The following is an 18,759-nucleotide window of genomic DNA, read 5'->3' as shown; positions in this document are numbered from 1 at the left end:
CTATTTAAGGTCGGTGGTGGCTACTTTGTCCATGTCGTTGTAATCCAGGTTCTCGCCGGCCATGCCCCAGATAAAGGTATAGTTGGAGGTTCCGGCGCCCGAGTGGATGGACCAGGGTGGGGAGAGCACCGCCTGTTGGTTCTGCATCCAGATATGGCGGGTTTCCTGCGGCTCGCCCAGGAAATGGCACACCGTCTGGTCCTGGGGTACCTCAAAATAGAAATAGGCTTCCATTCGCCGGTCATGGGTGTGGGCGGGCATGGTGTTCCAGACGCTGCCGGTTTTCAGTTCGGTGATGCCCATCTGCAGCTGGCAGGTTTCTACTACGGAGTTGATCAACACCTTCCGGATCGTGCGGGCGTTGGCGGTCTCCAGGGAACCCAGTTCCACGGTCTCGGCCTCGCTTAACTGCACCTTCTTGGTAGGATAGGCGTGGTGCGCGGGCGCCGAGTTGAAATAGAAGCGGGTGTCGGCACCGTTGGCGGCCGGGTGGAACAGGACTTCCTGCACGCCCTTGCCTATATACAAAGCCTCTTTGTTCTTCAGGATGATTTCCTCGCCGTCAACCGTGATGGTGCTGTCTGAAGACACGTTGATGATACCAATCTCCCGCCGGTCCAGGAAGTTCTCTGACCGCAGGGTTGGGAAGGTGTCCAGCCGGACCGGACCGTTTACCGGATGCACGCCTCCTACAATCAACCGGTCATATAAGGTATAAGTCAGTTGGATGGTGTCTGCCTGGAAAAGGTTCTCGATCAGGAAGTGCTCGCGAAGTTTGGCGGTGTCATATCCCTTAAAATCGGCGGGGTGTATGGCATGCCGGGTGGTATGGTGGAGGCTCATAGCTTTGGCTTAAATGATGTAATCGTTTGCGCAAATTACAATTTTACCAATCTGTTAGGCTGTGTTGGGTAAGAAAGATGTTTTTCCTCCGCAGAACTGGTGCCTTACTGACGCTGCTAATCTTTCCACGCTGTTGCTCTACTCGCTTTCTGGACCATTTATTCAATTTGCCCCAAAACTGGCTGGCTATAAGCTTTTCCGAGATCTGGTATGATCTGGTTTCAGCGAGGATTTTGCCCTTTGACCAGGCAGAGAGTTTGGCTCAAGCATAATCCATTAAAAACCATCCAGCGGAAATTGGTTGCTTTTCCTTTGTGTCAAAGTGAAGTAGAAAATGGAGGATGGCAGAGGCTGCGGGAATACGGATTTACACCGTATAAAAGCTGTTAATTGGCGTCTTTGGGCCTTGTTTTATAAATAAGCCAAATAAATTTTGTATTTTGGATGAGGTTAGAAAACGCCTTTAGGTGAATTGAACCCCACACCCGCCACTATCTGAGTTTATAGGGAAATCCCAGCCAGGTATAGATGTTGTTTTTTGATGTTTCGCAGGAGTTGTGTACCATGAACAGAGGAGAATTCATCTATGCATTACAAGTTCTATGCACTTCTCAACATCAAGCCTTCTGAGTATAAGATAGTCCGGCAGTTGTTTTTGGTGCAGTTCTTCCTGGGTATTGCCACGGCCTTCCTGTTTACCAGCACCTTGACTATGTTTCTGCATTCCTTCTCGGTGCAGCATATCCCGGAGGTGTACATTTTGTCTGCTTTGCTGTTACTGTTGGCCAACTGGGGCTACTCCAAACTGGAGCACCGGCTTACCTCGCGCAAGTTGCTGGAGAAAATCATTCTTTTTTCAGCGGGTTCCCTGCTTTTTACCTGGGTCACTATTTCATTCCTGGATTTCAAGTGGCTTCCATTCCTGCTCTCGGCTTGGAACATGGTGGTGTACATGCTGGTCAGTTATGCTTTTTGGGGCATGGCGGCCATCATTTTCAACGTGCGGGAAAGCAAGCGCATCTTTGCGGTGGTTGGGTCCGGCGATATTCCGGCTAAATTGATGGGGTACGCCCTGGTGCCGGTGCTCACGCCCTTTATTGGGGTCAATAACCTGCTGTGGATCTCGGTGCTGGCTTTTGTAGGCGCCTACCATTTCTTGGGCAAATTCCAGCACCGGGTAGTAGACCGCACCGTGCATGCACCACACCAAAGCCCCATGTTGGCAGCCCAGGAAAAGGCACCGTTCCGTTCCTCATTCATCACCCGGCTTTTCTACAACCGCCTTATCTTTTCCATCGCGCTTTTTTCCCTCATCGCTTTCACCGTGTTCGCGCTTATTGATTACACGCTGCTGGGCGAGGTAAAAGTCAGGTTTGCCAAAAGTCCCGATTTGGCCATTTTCATTGGGGTGTTCTTCGCTGTGGGGCGGGTACTAGCCATCTTCTTCAAGCTTCTGTTCAGTAGTCGGGTCATCAGTAGGCTGGGGTTAACCAATGCTTTGCTGCTTTCTCCGGTAGTAGTGCTGGTGTTGACTGGCCTGTTGCTTTTGCCCGGAGAAAGCGTGAACACCATCCTGTATATCTTTGGGGTGATGGTGCTGCTCTCTGAGGTGTTGAAGTCTGCGGTGCAGGAGCCGGCCTTCTTTATTCTTTTTCAGCCGCTTGAACCCCACGTGCGGCTCAAAGGGCACCTGGTGGCAAAAGGCTACATGCTGCCCTTTGCGTTGCTGGGCAGCGGGGCATTTCTGCTGCTCTGCTACCAAATCCGGGGAGAACTGGGCATTCATTTTATTGCGCAGGTGCTCTTTGTGTTACTGGTGCTTTGGATCAGTTCTGTTTTCCTGGTGAAGAAAGAATACCTGCGCACCTTGGTGCGGGCCATCCGGAAGGGGTGGTTTACCGGTTCTGAGCTCTTTTTGCATGACGGTCCCGTGCAGGAACTCCTTCTGAGCAAAGCTACCAGCAACAATCCCAAAGACGTGCTTCTGGCTTTGGAACTGTTGGAGCGGTCGGGGTACCGCAAGTTGAAACAACTGCTGGAGCACCAATTTGACAGCCCTTTTTATGAGGTGCGCCGGTTTGTCCTGGCCAGCCTTATCCGGCTGGAGGGAAAGAACGTGCTGGACCTGGTGCAGCAGCAGTTGGCCTCAGAGAAGGCAGATCCTTTGAAACCCGAACTACTCAAAGCCTATTACAGCCTGGTTCCTGACATCAGCGTCGCTGACCAGACGGCTATGGCATCAATGGAGCCGGAGGCCTACCAGGCGGCCTTGGTAGGGCTTCTGCAGCGGCAGAACGAAGATGCGAAAGAGGTGGTGCAAACCGCTTTGAACGCCATGGTGGATACGTGCAATGCTTCTCACCAGCAACTGGTTCTGGACATTCTCTGGGAGGCGCCCGCCAGTGGGTTCCAGGAGGTACTGGGCAAATTGCTGAACTCTGATTTTGAGCCGATTTATAAAAAAGCCATTGAAACCGTGGGCCGGGTGAAGGAATTCAGTCTGCTGGGGCAAGTGGTGGACACCGCCAAAACCCACCTGGCCTGGCACGCCCTGCAGAAATCCCTCGTTTATTTCGGTGATCCGGTGTTTACGGCAGAGGCCCTTAAGTCGCGGGCCCCGGCGGCTTTTGTACGGGCGGTGGTGCTGGCCGCGGGTAAGGTGAAGGGGGAAAACTCCACTGAATTCCTGCTGGATTTGCTGGCCCGGGAAGAGGGGCCCACCGGTGACGTTATTGAGGCCCTTTGGCTAAAACAGGCCGAAATGAGCAATGAAGGCCAGAAGGACCTGGATGCCTGGCTGAGTAAGAACCTGGCGAGCTGCCTGCAGAAAACCTCCGCCTGCCGTGAGCTCAGGACCAAACCAGAACTGCAGTTGCTGGCTACCACCCTCACCCGGGAGATAAACCAGGATGTGCTGCTGCTGCTGAAGGGCCTGGCCCTCCGGTACGACCGCCAACAGATTGGTCGCGTCATGAGCCTGCTGAAATTGCATGATGAATCCCGAATGGCCAATGCCATAGAAATTTTGGAGCACCTCATCCCCAAAGCCTGCTTTCTGCAACTGGACCGCATCCTGGACTTCACCAGTGAGTCACCAGACGAAGGCAATAACCTGAATGTAAGGATCAAACACGAAGTACCGGCCTCGATGATGGTGGCCTCCATCATCCAGAACACCCAGATGCAGTGCTCCGCCTGGACCAGATCAGTGGCTTGTTACCTGCTGCCCCAGCTTGGAATTTCCTCTGCCCAGATGATTCTCTCCGATGAGGAACGGCTCCCGCAGGATCTCCTCTTCCAGGAGACAAAAGAGTATGTTTTATCTGCCTTAAAGTAATATGTACTATGTTACTCATTGAAAAGGTACTGACGCTACGGGCCTCAGAGATATTTAGCGAAACCCCTGAACCGGAGCTGGTGGAACTGGCCGGCGTGCTGGAAGAAATCCATTTAGCGCCTGGTACCGTCTTGTTTGGGAAAGGCGAGATTGGGGACAGTATGTACATCATCTACAAAGGCCGGGTCAAAATCCATGACCATGAACACACCTTTGCCGAGCTGGAGGAAAACGAGTTGCTGGGAGAACTCTCCATCCTGGATACGGAACCCCGGTCGGCCAGCGCCACCATCCTAGAAGACGCCATCCTGCTCAAACTGGCGCAGGAGCCGTTCTATGAGATTCTGCTGAACAACGCCGAAGTGCTCAAGGGAATCCTGAAGACCTTGTGCCGCCGGCTCCGGCAGATGGATGCCCGCCTGGTGTCTACGCACCAGTCTTCTGAAGTTGACTTGTTTTGACTTTCAGTTCCTGCAGGTTGGCTTGTTTGCGGCTTTCCCGGTTTTGCTGGCAGTACTTGGTAAAGTAGTGGTGTTTCTCCAGGAAGTTGATCTGCATCTGTATCCATTGTTCCTCGGTCTGCAGAATGCCCAGGGAAAGCAGTTCTCGGTACAGCCGGTCGGCAATGGGGGCATAGTCATCGCGGCCAAGGTAATCCAGGTCCGCGTCACAGATCACCTGTTCCAGCTTGGTCTGGGGGCTCTGAGGCAGCTTGGTAGCCATGATGAGGTGACCTATGGTTTCTATGTCCCGGGGGGGAAACCCAAACATCGGCAGTTCCTGCCGGGCTATCTCGCGGCTCATTTCTTCATGGTTTTGGTAGGTCTTCACAAAACCCGCATCGTGGTAAAGAACCGCTACCTTCAATAGCAGCAGCTCTTTGGGGGCTTTGAATTTCTCTGCCAGGGCAATCGCTTCGGCCTGTTCCAGAACATCCAGGGTATGGGCAATACAATGGTAGGTAAGGTGCGATGCCAGGCCGGTCTGTAGTTTCTGAATGACGTGCTGCCGGATCTGCGAAAATGGGGTAGGGGCCATACGGGTTATCAAGGGTTAGTGCTGCAGGCCATAAGGGGCGTTTTAAAGCAGATTTCAGGAAAAAGGCCGTAAAACGACCTCATCGGGAAGGGTAATTTGAAAAATACAGGCTAGAAAGCCGCCTTTACTCTCTCTTATTTAGCTTACTCTGCACAAAGTACATGTCTACCTCTCCTTTGTTTTTGGCCGGTACTTTGCCCCGGTACAGGCAACTGAACCATTCTTTCACGGCCTCAAAAGTAGTCTCAGAGATGTTGATTTTACCGCCCTCTCCGCTGGACTCTATGCGGCTGGCCAGGTTCACAGTATCGCCCCAGATGTCATAGGCAAACTTCTTGCGGCCCACCACCCCCGCCACCAACGGACCTGTATGGATGCCAATGCGTAAACTCCACGGCACCAGGCCGTGGGAGGCCCTTGCCTCGTTCACGCGTTTCATGTGCTCCTGAATTTCAATGGCGGCCAGAATGGCGTCTACGGCGTGGGTCTGGTTAGAGACCGGAAGGCCGCCGGCGCACATATAGGCATCACCAATTGTTTTGATTTTCTCCAGGTTGTTCTTCTCCACAATGGTGTCAAATGCCAGAAAGCAGTTGTTCAGCTCAGACACCAGCTCATTAGGGGAAAGCCCCTCGGCAATGGAAGTAAACCCCACGAAATCGGTGAAAAGGACGGTGGCACTTTCGTAGAACCGGGGGGTAGCCGCTCCCGTCTCCTTCAGTTCATTGGCCACCTCCACGGGCAGAATATTGAGCAATAGCTTCTCAATCTCTTCTTTTTGCTGGTTCACCTGCTGAGTGCGCTCCTCTACTTTCTGCTCCAGCACCTCGTTGGCTTCCTGGAGTTCATGGATGAGGTGTTTGTTTGTGCGGCGCAGCTGGAAAGCTTCAATGGCGTTGTCAAGGGTAATTTTCAGTTCTTCCTTGTCCCAGGGTTTTACAATGTAACGGTAGACCTGCCCCGTGTTAATGGCCTCCACCACAGATTCCATATCGCTGTAACCCGTCAGGATCATCCGGATGGTGTCTTTGTCCTCGGGCAGGTTTTTCAGGAACTGGACGCCCGTCATCCTGGGCATGCGCTGGTCGGTGATCACCAGGCTGGCATCCAGCGACTTGAGAATCTCCAGCCCTTCTTCCCCGGATTTGGCCGTGTGCACGTTGTAGTGCCGCCTGAACGCTGATTTAAAGACAACCAGGTTATCCTCCTCATCATCTATATACAGAATGGAAGGTTTCTCTGAGGCTTGGGTAGGGAATGAAACAACTTGTTCCAAGGTCATGTTTTCCATGGTTTATAGGGGGGATGAATGGCGGTCTGTACAGGTGGCTAATTATGAAACAGTCTCTAATTTCAGGTTCTGGGAGGCTGGGGTGAACTGCAGGGGAATCCGGATGGTGAACTCGGTCCCTTCGCCGGGCCGGGATTCTACCTCTATTTTGCCTTTGTGCTTCTCAATGATGCCGTAGGAAATGGAAAGGCCCAGGCCCGTGCCTTCGCCCACGTCTTTGGTGGTGAAGAAGGGTTCAAAGATGTGTTTTTTCACTTCCTCAGACATCCCCACCCCGTTGTCCCTGATCTTGATTACGGCATAGTCATCATCGGTGTAGGTTTTGATGGCGATGGTCCCTTCTCCCGGAATGGCCTGGGCGGCGTTATTGAGGATGTTCATGAACACCTGGTTCAGCTGGCCGGGGTAACAATTGACTTCCTGCAGATCGCCGTAGTTGCGCACAATCTTGATGCGGTTTTTCAATTGGTTGTTCAGGATCACCAGGGTAGAGTCCAGGCCTTCGTGCAGGTTGGCTTTCTTGAGGTTGTCTTCGTCCAGACGGGTGAAGTTTTTCAGGCTCTTCACGATCTCCTTCGTGCGGGTGGCGCCGTTTTTCACGCTGGAGAACAGCTGCTCAGATTCCTCAATGAGTTCTTCCACCTCCAACTCTGCCTTGAGTTTCTCCAGTTGCTGCAGCTGCTGGGTGTTATCCGCGCCGGGTTTCAGTTGGAAGTATCCTTTGGCCACCTCCATGATATCAGTAAAGTTAGCGCGCAGCGACTCAATACCCGCCGAGACGAAGTTGATGGGGTTGTTGATCTCGTGGGCCACCCCGGCGGTAAGCTGACCAAGCGAGGCCATTTTCTCTGACTGCACCAGTTGGTCCTGGGTGTTCACCAGGTTATTGTACGTTTTCTCCAGATTATCCCGTTGGGTGGCCAGTTCCTCTTTCTGCGCGTTGATCTCTTCGTTTTTGTGTTGCAACAGCCGATTGACTTTCACCTTGTTCCGGATGTTGAAGAACAGCCCTACCGCAATGATGATGATCAGGCCCAGCACCGCCAGCAAGGCGTTACGGAAAACCTGCTGCCGCTCAAGGCTGGCTTGTTTCAGTTGGCTGTCTTTGGTTAGAAGGTCTATCTGGTTCTGCTTTTTCTCATTCTGGTAGGCGGCCTCCAGGTTGTTTATTTTCTCCTTGGTCTCAGCGTTGTACAAGGTGTCTTTGATGCCCAGCAGCAAGGATTGGTATTGGTAGGCTTGCCGGTAGTCTGAGAGCTTCTGGTAAGACTGGGCCAGGCCGGCGTAGGCATCCTTAAGCTCGTAGTTGGCGCCCAGGGAAGTGGCAATTTCTTTTGACCGCAGAAAGGTGGACAAGGCTTGGTTTGCGTGGTTCAGCTTCAGGTTGATCTGTCCAATGTAGTTCAGGGCCTGGGCTTCTTCCAGTTTGGCAGCCACGGAGTTAGCGATTTGGCGGGCTTTCTGGTGCTGTTCCAGGGCCATGCGCAGATCGCCGCGCGCGTCATACACCTTCCCGATGTTGTTCAGAGTATAAGCCACTTTGTCTTTCACCCCGGCGGCATTCAGGATCTTCAGGGCTTCCTGGTAATAAGACAATGCTTTTTTATGGTCACCCTGGGCAAAGTAGATCTCCCCTATGTTCACCGTAAGCGTACCCAGCGTAGTCTGATCCCCGATCTCCTTGCTGAGTGGCAGGGCCCGCAGATAGTAGGAGAGGGCTTTGTCCAGATTCGCGGGGTTGTTGTAATATTCGGCGCCAAGGTTCAGGAGGGCGGTGGCAATCCGGAGCTTGTCGCCGCTTTCTTCGGCCTTTTTCAAAGATTTAAGGTAAAACTCAATGGCTTTGGCTTCCCACCCCTGGATAGAGTAAATGACCCCAATGTTGCTGAGCATATTGCTGGCCCCCACTTTATCGCCCAGTTTGTTGAAGATGGCCAATGATTGCTCCCAGTAGCGGATTACCTCGGGGTAATTCCCCTCGTTCACGTAGGCCAGCCCCAGGCTTTTCAAAGCATAGGCTTCTCCCTTGGGGAAACTATAGGTCCGGGAATCGGCTAGGGCTTGTTTTGCATAGGAAATGGCTTTGGGCTGGTCAGACCCGTTATAGGCTTTGCTCAACTCCAACAAGATGTTCACCCTTGACGTGTCTTTGGCCGTCTTAAGAAGAGCCTGTAAACTGTCCTGAGGCGTTTTCTGGGCCAGCAGCAGATGGGAGAGAAGGAAACAAAGCAGCAGCAACGTTGAATTTTTCATACCTCATGCGTTTAAGAGCTTCTACATACTTGAATCCAACCGCCTTCCTTGGGCATCACCCAGAGAAAGCGGTTGGCCTCAGTCTTCCGGGCCAAAGGCAAAGCTTATTCCCGCTTCACCAGCCGGAAGGATTTCACCTCATTGCCGTATTCTATTTTCAGCAGGTATACCCCGGAAGCCAAGTGGCTGGTGTTGAGGACCGGAGCAGATTTGCCCGCTTGTAACTGCTGGCGTTTCAGGCACGTTTTTCCTAAAACATCCGCAATAGAGACAGTCACCTCTGTTTCCCCTAAGGCGCTCAAGTCCAGGGAGACTTCATTCCCGATGGGGTTAGGATATACCCTGATAGCGGCGCTTTCTTCAACAGGAGCCGCTTCTAACTTGCTGGCGATCACACCCTGGAGAGTAGTGCTGGCGCAGGGAGAGGTAACGGCAACATTGGATTTGCACCTGGCCGAAGTGGAACTGGCGTAAGAGGCAATGGAAGTCTTTTTGGTACCCTGTATACTGGTGAGTTCCCAGTATACTTTAGTGCCGTCAAACTCCACAGAGAAAGCGTAGTTTCTGCCCGGCTTGAAAATGGTCGGAATCCTGGTGTTGTTCACAAAACAAGGGGGCTGGGCTCCGGCGTAAGTGAGTTTGTTTTCACTGTTGAGCGGCAGGCCCACCGTGGTGGGGTTGGGGTTTTCATAATAGAAATGGGCGATGTAGTAACCCGGTCTGCTGGAAACCTGCACGCATTCCAGAATTGGTTTCACGGCCCTTACCCCGGTGCCAATTGGGTTCACAAAGAAGTTGGCGGGTTCACCGTAGGTCACGTTCACGTTAGGGGAAAGGAGCGAAGCCGGCGCCCAGCGGTGCGTACCCAGCGTGTAACCGGTGATGAGGTTGATGGAATACAACCTGGAGAGCACCTCGTCTGCCTCGTTCAGGATCAGGATTGATTTCTCATTGTTGGCCGGTCCTACGGTATTGGTGTTCAGTACCCTGGCGGCATTGATGACACGGGCCGCATTGATGACTCGGGCCGCATTAATCACGCGGGCGGCATTCATGAGGTAGGTGGCGTTAAAGACAGAAGAGACATTCAGCTCACTGGTGTATACCTCATTGAGCAACCTGCTGCTCACGTTCAATACCCGGGTGGCATTGATGACCCTAGCGGCACTGGTCTCTGCCAAATCACTCACCAGGAAACTCCGGTTCCTGATAGCTTCCAGGTTCAATAGCTCAGCTTCAGTGACCAGGGCCACCTTGTTGGTCTGGAGAGACAAGTGAGATTGCAGGAGGGTATTCCGGACTTGTTCAATCCGGTCACTCGTGTTCCGGACGGGCGTTGGGAAGTTGAAGTTGTAGGCAAAACCGGTGAGCGGCGCGCCTTCCGTAATAGCCACATCCCGGGCCGCTATTTCCAGGGCGATTTTCTCTATCTGCAGAATACCGGGTTCATACACCACCTCGTACTTATCGGCGCGAGCCAAAAATGGGTGGGTAGACGCGAGGGAGGGGGTGACAATATAGGCACCTACATCGCTCAGGTCGGTAGCCAGGGTAGTGAAAGTGATGCTACTTGCCCTGAGGCTATCATTGGGCGTAAAGGTTGCGGTAAAGGTGGGCAAGGCATCGCCGTAGCCCTTGGTTGTATTATTGGCTTTGATGGTGATAAGCGTTTTGGGGAACAGGTACAGCGGTTTGGAGCAACCACCGTCCCCGCCCTTGATGCTGGTAGAGGGGCTGCAGACCTGGATGGACGGATTGCCGGTGTATGAAGGGATAACTGTCTGCAGTTCGGTTTCACTGATAAAGGTAGTAGGCAGTTCAGCACCAGCGAACTTGATTCTGGAGATGCTGCCCTGGCTGGAGCCCTTGAAATAGTGCCCGGTCACAACCAATTTACTTCCTGGCGTAACGCCTTCCGGGGTTGAAATGCTCAAAGCAATAGGAGTAGGGGTAGCAAAGGTGGAGATGGCGTTGTCTGGCCTGATAAATCCGTAACCTGTGGCTACATCTGGGCCACTAGGTCCCATGTCCAGTGCCGTGGACCGCAGGAGGCTTCTCACTTGGGCCGGGGCCAGCGTTGGGCCCGAGAACCTCACGTGCGCTTCCATAAGCAAGGCTGCAGCGGCGGCGGCATGCGGGGCCGCTGCGGAAGTCCCGAAGAAGTTATAGAATGAATCCCCGTCATTGTACAGAGTCCCGATCGGAACGGTGGTATTGCCCCCGTTGGGCGCGGCAAAATCTGGTTTGCTCCGGGCCGGAGTGCCGGAGGCCAGCAAGGGAGTGCCACCTCTGGAGGAAAATGAAGCAATAGTAGGCAAAGGAACATTATACCGGGGAGTATTGGAGTACAGAACCGCACCCACCGTCATGGCACCGGCAGCGTTGGCGTGGCCGGTGATGGTGGAAGTGCCGGTGCGGTACTCGCCAATGGCAGCATTGCCCCTGAAGATGATGTACTTGAATACCACGTTAGGGTCCAGCGTAGTACTGGCATTCTCCACCACAATATTGGCGGTGGCGCCGCCGGCTGTTACATCAAAGGACATGCCCTCAAAAGGAAACGTACTGGCCCGATTATGCCCCACCAGAATGTTTCCGTTGTCATCAGTGAGGTAGAAGTCCAGGTCCTGGCCGGTAGCACTATACCACTGCATACCCAGGGTATAAGCCCCTTCGGGCAGGAAAACGCGTTGCCGCACATCACCGCCTCCAAAATTGTGTTTCCGGTTTGAGGCAGGATCTACCGGGGTGTACACTCCCTGGTAAGACAACTCCCCGAAGTTACCGGCCGCGGAGAAGTAAGCGACGCCCTGGGCAGCCACCTCGTCAACCGCCTGCCCCACAATCCCATCCTGGAAAAAAGGATCATCTATGTAGGTGATGTCGTCTATAATGATGTTACAGCCGGCTGCCTTCAAATCCCTGATGCCCTGGGCCATGTCAATGGGGCCGTCAAAGCCGGTCCGGAAGGCAAGCGTTGCTTTAGGTGCGACATCATGGATAATCTCCAGCATGGCCCTTCCTTCATCGGTGCCTAGGGCAGAGTTAGGGGGGAGATCTCTTAAAATCTGGATTGGAACGGTATTGAGAGGATTTTCGGGACCGGGTAAATCACCTTGCCTCACTCCCAACAAAGCTCCGTTGCCCAAACGGGCATTGTAACTGTCAGATAAGACCCCAATCTTGATTCCCTGGCCCTGGACGCCAAAGGCGGTCCGGAGGAGATCGGTGCGCTGGGCGCGGTCTCCCTGGGTGGTGGTGGCACCTACGTTGGTCAACGGGGTGAAAACCGGCATGGCCAGGTCCAGATTGGCCAACCCGTTCAGGTTAGACAGTTGGGCAATGGGTAGCCAGCCGGTGATGTGCAGGTTACTTACTTTGGGGTCTAAAAGACCTAAGGTTTTCAGATCAGTGAGCAGGGCAGTGGTGGCTCCTGATACCGCATAAAGGCTGATGAACACGTAACTCTGTCCGTTCACTTGCTCTATCTGGTAGACTTTGTTCGTGGTAAGTACCCCTGAATTAGGTAAAATGCTGAGTTCTGACCCAATCTTGGTAAAGTTTTTACCCGGCGAACTAATCACGGGTTTAATGTTGCCGCTGGTGGCGCAGGCAGTGGAACTGCCGCTGGCTGTTACTGACTTTGGTTTGCCGCTGGGCCCGGTCACGGTCCAGGTGAGCACCGGGCAGTCAAACTTGGCTGAAAATGCGGAGAATACCCGGCCAGGCTTGAAAACGGTAGGCACCTGCCCGGCGACCACTTGGGCGTTACAAGACAAAGTACTGTTTTCCGGGGGCACGGTTATGTTTGATTTACTGGGGTTGTTGTAGCCAAAGACGGCCTCAAACTTGTTTTCGGCCGGAAGCCATTTGACGCACTCCAGCATGGGGATAATTTCTGTATCGGTGGTTTGGGCAAACCCATTAAAAGGTAAATAAAAGAAGAAACTGAAAAAGAAGGAGCAATAGAGAAGAAAGGTCCTGACCGCAGCAGAGATAGAAGGTTTTCTGATTTGAGTCTGAATATGTAAGGTATTGGTTGCCATCATGAAGTGCTTCAATAAGGTGATTTAAAGGAGACCACTTTGAAATTGAAAACGCCTTCTAAATGCTGGGGGAAGGAGGGCGTAGCAAAGGACAAGAGAAAAGAAAAGGCAAACTGCCTTTGGGTATTAATTAAAAAGGAGAAAGGAATGGTGAATGAAGCAGTTTTCCTGCTTAAAGGTGATATTTGTTCAATTTCGCATTAAAAAACTATCAGGTTCACCCAAACAGGATTGTTTTGATAGCTTTTTTCCTGAACTGTGCTAAAAACCGTTACTTGGGAATATGAACGGTGGCGAGAGTCCTCTGATTTTTGTTTAATCAACTCAACTAAAAAGTTGACCATTTATAAAATTTCCTGCCAATGTACTAAAATGATTGGCTATTTTCAAGGGAAACCGCAAGTAATTAGGTGCACGCACCTACAGGACGTCTGTGCTCTTCAGGATAATAGTACAAACCGAGGTTTCTCAATCAGGGTAAATCTGTTTTGGACCTGTTTTTCCTAAAATGCCTTTTAAACAGATGCTGTTCCCAAACCCTGTTTCCAGCATTTGGTTGGCCGGTAAAAAGGCCACTGATAAATGCTGCTAAGGGGCTCATCTAGGCTACATGGGCCTACACCTTTATCTGGGTTCTCAGGGCATCAAGGTTAGTTGTCTGGAGGAATTCTTTCCCGTAGGCATATCCCGTGGCGGCGATGGCATCAAAGTTCTTCATGTCCAGGAGGCTGAACTTACCTACCGGTGGATTCAGGAAAAGGTCAAGGTCATTGATTTGTTTCCGCTGGTGCACCATGCTGGAGAGGATGGTGGATTTGAGCATGATGGCCGAGATGCTGGGGCTTTTGTAGCGTTTCAGGAAAGGAAGGAACCTGGAAAAGAAAAGATGCCAGCCTCCCGGCAGATTGTTGTAGTTCAGTTTGTATTCTTTGTCTTCCAGGAGGTTAATGCCAATGAGTTTTCCGCCGTAACGGGCTTTCATGACATCTACCGGGAAATTGTTGAAAGAAGCACCATCTATAAGCAGGTTGTTGCCATCTACCACCGGCGGCAGCACCCCCGGAATAGAAACAGAAGCCGTGACGTATTTCCAGAGGGGACCGCGTTCATGCACCACCATTTCTGAGAGGGTGTAGTTGCTGGAGATGCAGAAGAAGTTAAGCCAGAGGTCTTCAATGTTCTTTTCCCCGAAGTATTTTCGGTTGGTACTCTGGAGTTTGTGTCCTTTGATAAGCGAGAGTACGGGCAGGGTGTAATCATTCAGGGGCTTGTCAGTCACAAAAGCGCTTCGTCCTTTGCGGTAAATCTCCTCCGGGTCCCATTCATGGGCGATGGCCGCGGCAATGATGGCACCTATGCTGGTACCGCAGACCATGTCAATGGGAATGTCGGCCTCGCGCAGTGCTTTAAAAACGCCGACGTGGGCAAAGCCTTTCGCCCCGCCGCCGCCCAGCACCAGCCCGATGCCTTTGTTTGTGAGCATTCGGGCCAACCGGTTCAGGTGTCGCTGGTCCTGGAGCCTGATGTTATAGTGGCGGGAAACCGGCCTAAGTTCCAGCATTTCGTGGGTTTGGGTGGGAGTCTCGGTGGCAGGAGGGTACAAAAATGCTACTTCCGTGGCCTGCTGCAGTTGCAAATCCCCGCCAGAGAACAGAGATTCCTCCACCTGTGAAAGGGTGGTACCCTGGGCTGCCTCGGTCAAGAGCAGGATTTTATCGGCCTGACGGAGGCAATGGCCGGTCCATTCATGGTCTTGTGGGTCGGCCTCGAAAATCACGTAGCCCTGTTCCACTTCCTGCTCGGCGAGCCAGTTGTGGATTTCAAAAAAGCGCTCCTCCTCCGGCATCGACCCGTTCCGCAAGGGGTGAGGCAGCAAATCTTTGTGGATATGCCTGATGTGGTAATGCGCATGCAATGCTTCAACCAATTGAGCCATAAACTCCCTGGTAACAGAACTGGAGGTAGCGGGCACCAGGACAATGTTGGTGTATTTGGCCGGCACGCGGGTGTGGTGCATGGCAAAGGTGAGCCGGTCAATAATCAGCTTTGAAAGGTTAACCGCTACCTCAGGGTGGTGGGCTACCAGTTCATCAAAGTCTGATTTGAGCAGTTTGGCCAACATGCAGGTGCGCATGGCCACAATGGTAGCGGTGCGGGCCTCGCCGGTGATCAGCGCCATCTCGCCTACGCTTTCGCCTTGGGCAACTTCCCCTACTTCGCGGGCCTCTTGCGTAGCGAAATCCACCCAGGCCTTCAACCTGCCCGAGACCAGAAGGTACACGCAGTCGCCCACCTCACCTTCGCGGCACAGGATTTCGCCCCGGTTTAATTCAACCCAACTAAACTTCAGCAGCAACTCCTCCACCACTGGTTCTTTTAACTGCGGGAACCGGGCGCTGATGAGGTGCTTTAATCTGGCCAACCGGGACCCTTGGGAATGATTCTCCTGCAGGGGTTCCGGAATAAAGTTCTGTTCCATCGGGCTGAATTTTAGAAGCGTATCATATTGAAATAAAGCTAGTTAAAATATAATTGAAATGATAGGCTATTTAAAGGTTTATGGCTTGCCAGAAATAGATTCAAGTCGGGTGCAGGCGTTCATAGAAACATAGGAGTCTTTTGCTGTTCACCAAGGCTTCTTGTGCTTTTGCCAGGCTGATGGTTCGCCTGCTTAACTGAAGGGTGGCAGAAAAGACCCCGGGGTGCCTGTTTCAGGGCCGTTCTGGAGAAAACAAGCGATAAACAGGCACTCGGAAGTGGTGCAATAGGAAAGGAGAATTTACCGGCCCACGATCTGGTCCATGACCCAGGCAGTGCGGGCCGCAGTCTCGCCGGTGCTGGGACATAAGCCCTGGCCTGTGAGTTCTTCTACAATGGTCTGGATGAAAGGCTGCTGCACGTGCGGCGGTGGGGGTAAAAAGAATTCTTCCGGTCCTTTGTCAGTCTCCAGTTTGATAGGCTCCAAGGCGAAAGAAGGAAACGTAATGCGGCCCCGGCTCCCGATGATCTCGATCTCGTCCCTGAACTGGCCGGGCGCCACGGTAAAGCACCAGATTCCGGTGCCCAGCACACTGTTCTGGAACCGGAACTGCCCGGTCACAATGTCCTCGGCGGGGTAGAGGCCGGCCTGGTTCGCGGTCTGCCCCGAGGCGCTGGCGATAGGACCCAGGAGGTAATCCAGGTAATCCAGTTGGTGGGAGGCCAGGTCAAAGAAGAGGCCGCCGCCGGAGATCTCGGGTTGTACCCGCCAGGGCAGGTTCTGCTGATCTAGGTTATCCTGCGTCGGATGGAAAAGCCTGATGTTGACGAATCTCACCTCCCCGATGGCACCGCCGTCTACCAGTTCCTTGACCTTGAGAAACGAGGGCAGGCGCCGGCGGTAATAGGCCACATATAAAGGCACCCCAGCTTTTTGGAGGGCGGCTACCATTTCCTGGCACTGCGTGTGGTTCAAGGCCATAGGTTTTTCTACGTACACCGGTTTGCCTGCGGCGGCCACGGCCAGGGTGTACTCCAGGTGGGAGCCGGGCGGCGTCGCGATGTATACGGCATCCACCTCGGGGTCTTGAATCAAGGCCTGGGCATCATCGTACCACTTGGGCACGTTGTGACGCCGGGCGTAGTCCTGGGCTTTCTCCCCATTTCGTCGCATGACGGCCACCAGTTTGGAATGGGGTACTTTCTGGAAGGCCGGACCGCTTTTCACCTCGGTAACATCGCCGCACCCAATAATGCCCCACCGGATGGTTTTTGTAGTTTCTTCTGCCATGGCGTTTTAGGCCGGTTTTCTTTAAACCGGCCCCTAAATGTAGGTGAGAATCCACGGAAAGAGAAAGTGAATTACTTTTTTAGAAGAAAGAAAAAAGCACCCAGTTTTAAGGCTGATTTAAGAAAGAAAGGACTCAAACTGGGTTAAGGGATTTGCTAAGTGCTTAGCAACTGCAACTCTTTTTCCAGGTTCTGTCGGGCTTGGCCCTCCAGCTTTGCTTTGAAGAAGGCTGTTTGGAAGATACTCTCTTTTTCTAGGAAATGCCGAAGCACCTTTTGGCGGCCACTGTTATATAGGAAATCCGGGTAGAGGCTGTATTCTTTTCTTATTTGTCTGCTGTACTGTAGGTAAGCATCCCAGGGAGCACCCAAGATGGATAAGTCAAAATCCAGTAAATAGCTAACATCATGGTTGTGGCTGGATTCATGTGTTTTGGTGGCTAAAATCATCTCCACTACGGTGTTAGCCTCTGTCAGCGAAATGCCTAATTCCTGAACCCTGGCACAAGCCATTTGCGCGCTTTTTTCCTCGTTGTCTGATCTGGTGGAACGGTACACGGCATCGTGGTAGAAGATGGCGAACTTCACCAAGTTGGGAGAGCCGAGGGTTGTTTGGTATTCCTCGGCTAACCGCAACATGGCTTCTATGTGCCATAGGTTATGGTAATGCCTTGACTTACCCGAGTACGCTTTTTCCAGTTCTTTCCATAATCGCGTGATCAATGCCTGATCTGCGGTGTAGTGTGATGCCAGTTGCTGCCAGGTCTGGCGGAGGTAGTTGTCTATCATGTTAGCGGTAGAAGCTTATTCTGCCTTTTCCAGGGTAATGTTAACCTGAGGGCTGGAGGAGTTGACTTCAACTTCTTTAGTGCTAAAGTCTGGGTGCGAAACCATGATCCTGGATTTCTGGCTCTGTATTTCCAGTTCAAATCCGCCTTCCTGGTTTGTAATGGTTTTGGTTTGGCCTCCAACTACCTGGATAGTGGCTCCGGAAACAGTTTGCCCGGTGTTGTCTTCTACGCGTCCGGTCAGTCTCCAAGCCTTTTTCGTTTCTCCGGTAGTGGTCTGGAAGTGGTTGTGGTTGGCAAAGAACTGGTGGTACACCACCTCACCAATGGCGAAGAGCAGCACCAGCAGTACGGCCGCTGTTTGCCAGGCGGGCCACTGAAACACCTTGCGTTTGCGTTTCTTCTGGGCCAAAAAGTTTTTGAGGCGCCCGCGGGTTTCCCGCACCGCCGATTTTACGCGGTAAGGCTGTGAGAGCGACATACCTTCCACCAAATCAGAACACATCTCGCAGGAAAGCAGGTGTCGTTCCAGTTGGTGGCTTTGGGGAGCGGATAGTTCCCCGGCTTGGTATTGCCGCAGCACCTCAAGGGAAGGGTGCTCCTGCATGTCCCAGTCTTCGGGAAGGTTATTCCTGCTCATAGTTTTTATCCATGTAGATTTTAAGGTTTCTTTTGCCGTTCTGGATGTGGCTTTTCACTTTGCCCATCTCCAGTCCGGTCAGCTCGGCCACTTCTTTGTAGCTTTTTTTCTCCAGGTAGAAGAGCTCCACGCAGGCGCGCTGCTCAGGTCCCAGGGTGGTGAGGGCCTTTGAGAGCAGCTGCAACTCCGGTTCATGGTCCGGATCGTTTGCCAGGGTGCTGGCTGCTTTCTCTACCATTGGTAGCGTTTTTTCGTCAATCAGGTCGGCGCCCCGCTTTTTCTGGTTCCGGAGGTACATGAGGCAGTAGTTCTTGGAGAGCACGTGCAGCCAGCTTTTGAAATTGCCGATCTCATGTTTGCGCAGCGCGGGGATCAGCTGCTCAAAGATGTGCATGGTGGCGTCTTTGCTCTCGTCCTCGTTCTTCAGGTACTTGAGGCAGATCAGGTACACCATCTCTGTGTAGCGCTCAAACAACTGCCCCACCAACTCCACGTCACCACTTTCCTGGTACTGCTGTATCAGTTCCAGGTCTTGCGGAGGCTTAGCGCGGGAGAATAGCTTTAGAAACATGCAGCGGGTCAGTAAGCGGGTATAAATAAAAGGATAATAACTAAAAGTAAAACATACCTGTCTTGGCCTTTTCCATTCTTTGAAGGTAAGATGCAGCGCCGGTGCTGAATCCATAAACCAGAATTGAATTTTTTTCTTTTCTCTCCTGCGTATTAACCGGCCCCGTGTAAGGGTAGATTTTTGG

At 52.5% G+C, this 18,759-nt stretch carries 12 protein-coding genes; 2 read left to right on the top strand and 10 right to left on the bottom strand.

Annotated features, from left to right (window positions below):
• Positions 1-843 (bottom strand): 5-dehydro-4-deoxy-D-glucuronate isomerase, encoded by an 843-nt coding sequence (kduI, locus tag J3P35_RS16265; protein ID WP_210465730.1) that lies wholly within the window; start codon positions 841-843, stop codon positions 1-3.
• Positions 844-1,429: 586 nt separating this feature from the next.
• Here kduI and J3P35_RS16260 point away from each other — a divergent pair.
• Complete coding sequence (locus J3P35_RS16260; RefSeq protein ID WP_210465729.1) at positions 1,430-4,180, top strand: NTP/NDP exchange transporter; 2,751 nt, start codon at positions 1,430-1,432, stop codon at positions 4,178-4,180.
• A gap of 8 nt (positions 4,181-4,188) precedes the next feature.
• Positions 4,189-4,641 carry a Crp/Fnr family transcriptional regulator gene (locus J3P35_RS16255; protein ID WP_210465728.1) on the top strand — a complete coding sequence of 151 codons (453 nt, stop codon included), beginning with the start codon at positions 4,189-4,191 and terminating at the stop codon, positions 4,639-4,641.
• Here J3P35_RS16255 and J3P35_RS16250 read toward each other — a convergent pair.
• The 9 genes from J3P35_RS16250 to J3P35_RS16210 all read right to left on the bottom strand — a co-directional run bounded on the left by J3P35_RS16250 (position 4,607) and on the right by J3P35_RS16210 (position 18,575).
• Positions 4,607-5,218 (bottom strand): HD domain-containing protein, encoded by a 612-nt coding sequence (locus tag J3P35_RS16250; RefSeq protein WP_210465727.1) that lies wholly within the window; start codon positions 5,216-5,218, stop codon positions 4,607-4,609. The genes J3P35_RS16255 and J3P35_RS16250 overlap by 35 nt on opposite strands.
• Before the next feature lie 124 nt (positions 5,219-5,342).
• The gene (locus J3P35_RS16245; protein WP_210465726.1) at positions 5,343-6,509 is read right to left on the bottom strand and encodes an adenylate/guanylate cyclase domain-containing protein; all 1,167 of its coding nucleotides are present in this window, start codon (positions 6,507-6,509) and stop codon (positions 5,343-5,345) included.
• A gap of 42 nt (positions 6,510-6,551) precedes the next feature.
• Positions 6,552-8,762, bottom strand: coding sequence for a tetratricopeptide repeat-containing sensor histidine kinase (locus J3P35_RS16240; protein ID WP_210465725.1), 2,211 nt, complete (start codon positions 8,760-8,762; stop codon positions 6,552-6,554).
• 104 nt (positions 8,763-8,866) lie between these two features.
• The gene (locus J3P35_RS16235) at positions 8,867-12,649 is read right to left on the bottom strand and encodes a S8 family serine peptidase (RefSeq protein WP_210465724.1); all 3,783 of its coding nucleotides are present in this window, start codon (positions 12,647-12,649) and stop codon (positions 8,867-8,869) included.
• A 775-nt stretch (positions 12,650-13,424) separates the two neighbouring features.
• Complete coding sequence (locus tag J3P35_RS16230) at positions 13,425-15,287, bottom strand: cyclic nucleotide-binding and patatin-like phospholipase domain-containing protein (protein ID WP_210465723.1); 1,863 nt, start codon at positions 15,285-15,287, stop codon at positions 13,425-13,427.
• Positions 15,288-15,587: 300 nt separating this feature from the next.
• Entirely contained in the window at positions 15,588-16,577 is a 990-nt protein-coding gene (locus J3P35_RS16225) for a Gfo/Idh/MocA family protein (protein ID WP_210465722.1), read from the bottom strand.
• Between the two features lie 155 nt (positions 16,578-16,732).
• Positions 16,733-17,365: an HD domain-containing protein gene (locus tag J3P35_RS16220; RefSeq protein WP_210465721.1), complete on the bottom strand. Its 633-nt coding sequence runs from the start codon at positions 17,363-17,365 to the stop codon at positions 16,733-16,735.
• 15 nt (positions 17,366-17,380) lie between these two features.
• Complete coding sequence (locus J3P35_RS16215; protein ID WP_210465720.1) at positions 17,381-18,004, bottom strand: carboxypeptidase-like regulatory domain-containing protein; 624 nt, start codon at positions 18,002-18,004, stop codon at positions 17,381-17,383.
• The gene (locus J3P35_RS16210) at positions 17,991-18,575 is read right to left on the bottom strand and encodes an RNA polymerase sigma factor (RefSeq protein ID WP_210465719.1); all 585 of its coding nucleotides are present in this window, start codon (positions 18,573-18,575) and stop codon (positions 17,991-17,993) included. Before J3P35_RS16210 ends, J3P35_RS16215 begins: the two co-directional genes overlap by 14 nt.
• Between the last annotated feature and the right edge of the window lie 184 nt (positions 18,576-18,759).

The organism is Rufibacter roseolus (assembly GCF_017916365.1).
Taxonomy (GTDB): Bacteria; Bacteroidota; Bacteroidia; order Cytophagales; family Hymenobacteraceae; genus Nibribacter; species Nibribacter roseolus.
The sequence above is the reverse complement of the archived record's forward strand: the minus strand, read 5'-3'. Positions and strand labels throughout refer to the sequence as shown.

Coding starts and splice junctions, on each gene's coding strand:
- J3P35_RS16215 (WP_210465720.1), bottom strand. CDS start 18,004: ATGAGCAGGAATAACCTTCCCGAAGACTGGGACATGCAGGAGCACCCT.
- J3P35_RS16250 (WP_210465727.1), bottom strand. CDS start 5,218: ATGGCCCCTACCCCATTTTCGCAGATCCGGCAGCACGTCATTCAGAAA.
- J3P35_RS16260 (WP_210465729.1), top strand. CDS start 1,430: ATGCATTACAAGTTCTATGCACTTCTCAACATCAAGCCTTCTGAGTAT.
- J3P35_RS16240 (WP_210465725.1), bottom strand. CDS start 8,762: ATGAAAAATTCAACGTTGCTGCTGCTTTGTTTCCTTCTCTCCCATCTG.
- J3P35_RS16235 (WP_210465724.1), bottom strand. CDS start 12,649: ATGCTGGAGTGCGTCAAATGGCTTCCGGCCGAAAACAAGTTTGAGGCC.
- J3P35_RS16230 (WP_210465723.1), bottom strand. CDS start 15,287: ATGGAACAGAACTTTATTCCGGAACCCCTGCAGGAGAATCATTCCCAA.
- J3P35_RS16225 (WP_210465722.1), bottom strand. CDS start 16,577: ATGGCAGAAGAAACTACAAAAACCATCCGGTGGGGCATTATTGGGTGC.
- J3P35_RS16245 (WP_210465726.1), bottom strand. CDS start 6,509: ATGGAAAACATGACCTTGGAACAAGTTGTTTCATTCCCTACCCAAGCC.
- kduI (WP_210465730.1), bottom strand. CDS start 843: ATGAGCCTCCACCATACCACCCGGCATGCCATACACCCCGCCGATTTT.
- J3P35_RS16210 (WP_210465719.1), bottom strand. CDS start 18,575: ATGTTTCTAAAGCTATTCTCCCGCGCTAAGCCTCCGCAAGACCTGGAA.
- J3P35_RS16220 (WP_210465721.1), bottom strand. CDS start 17,365: ATGATAGACAACTACCTCCGCCAGACCTGGCAGCAACTGGCATCACAC.
- J3P35_RS16255 (WP_210465728.1), top strand. CDS start 4,189: ATGTTACTCATTGAAAAGGTACTGACGCTACGGGCCTCAGAGATATTT.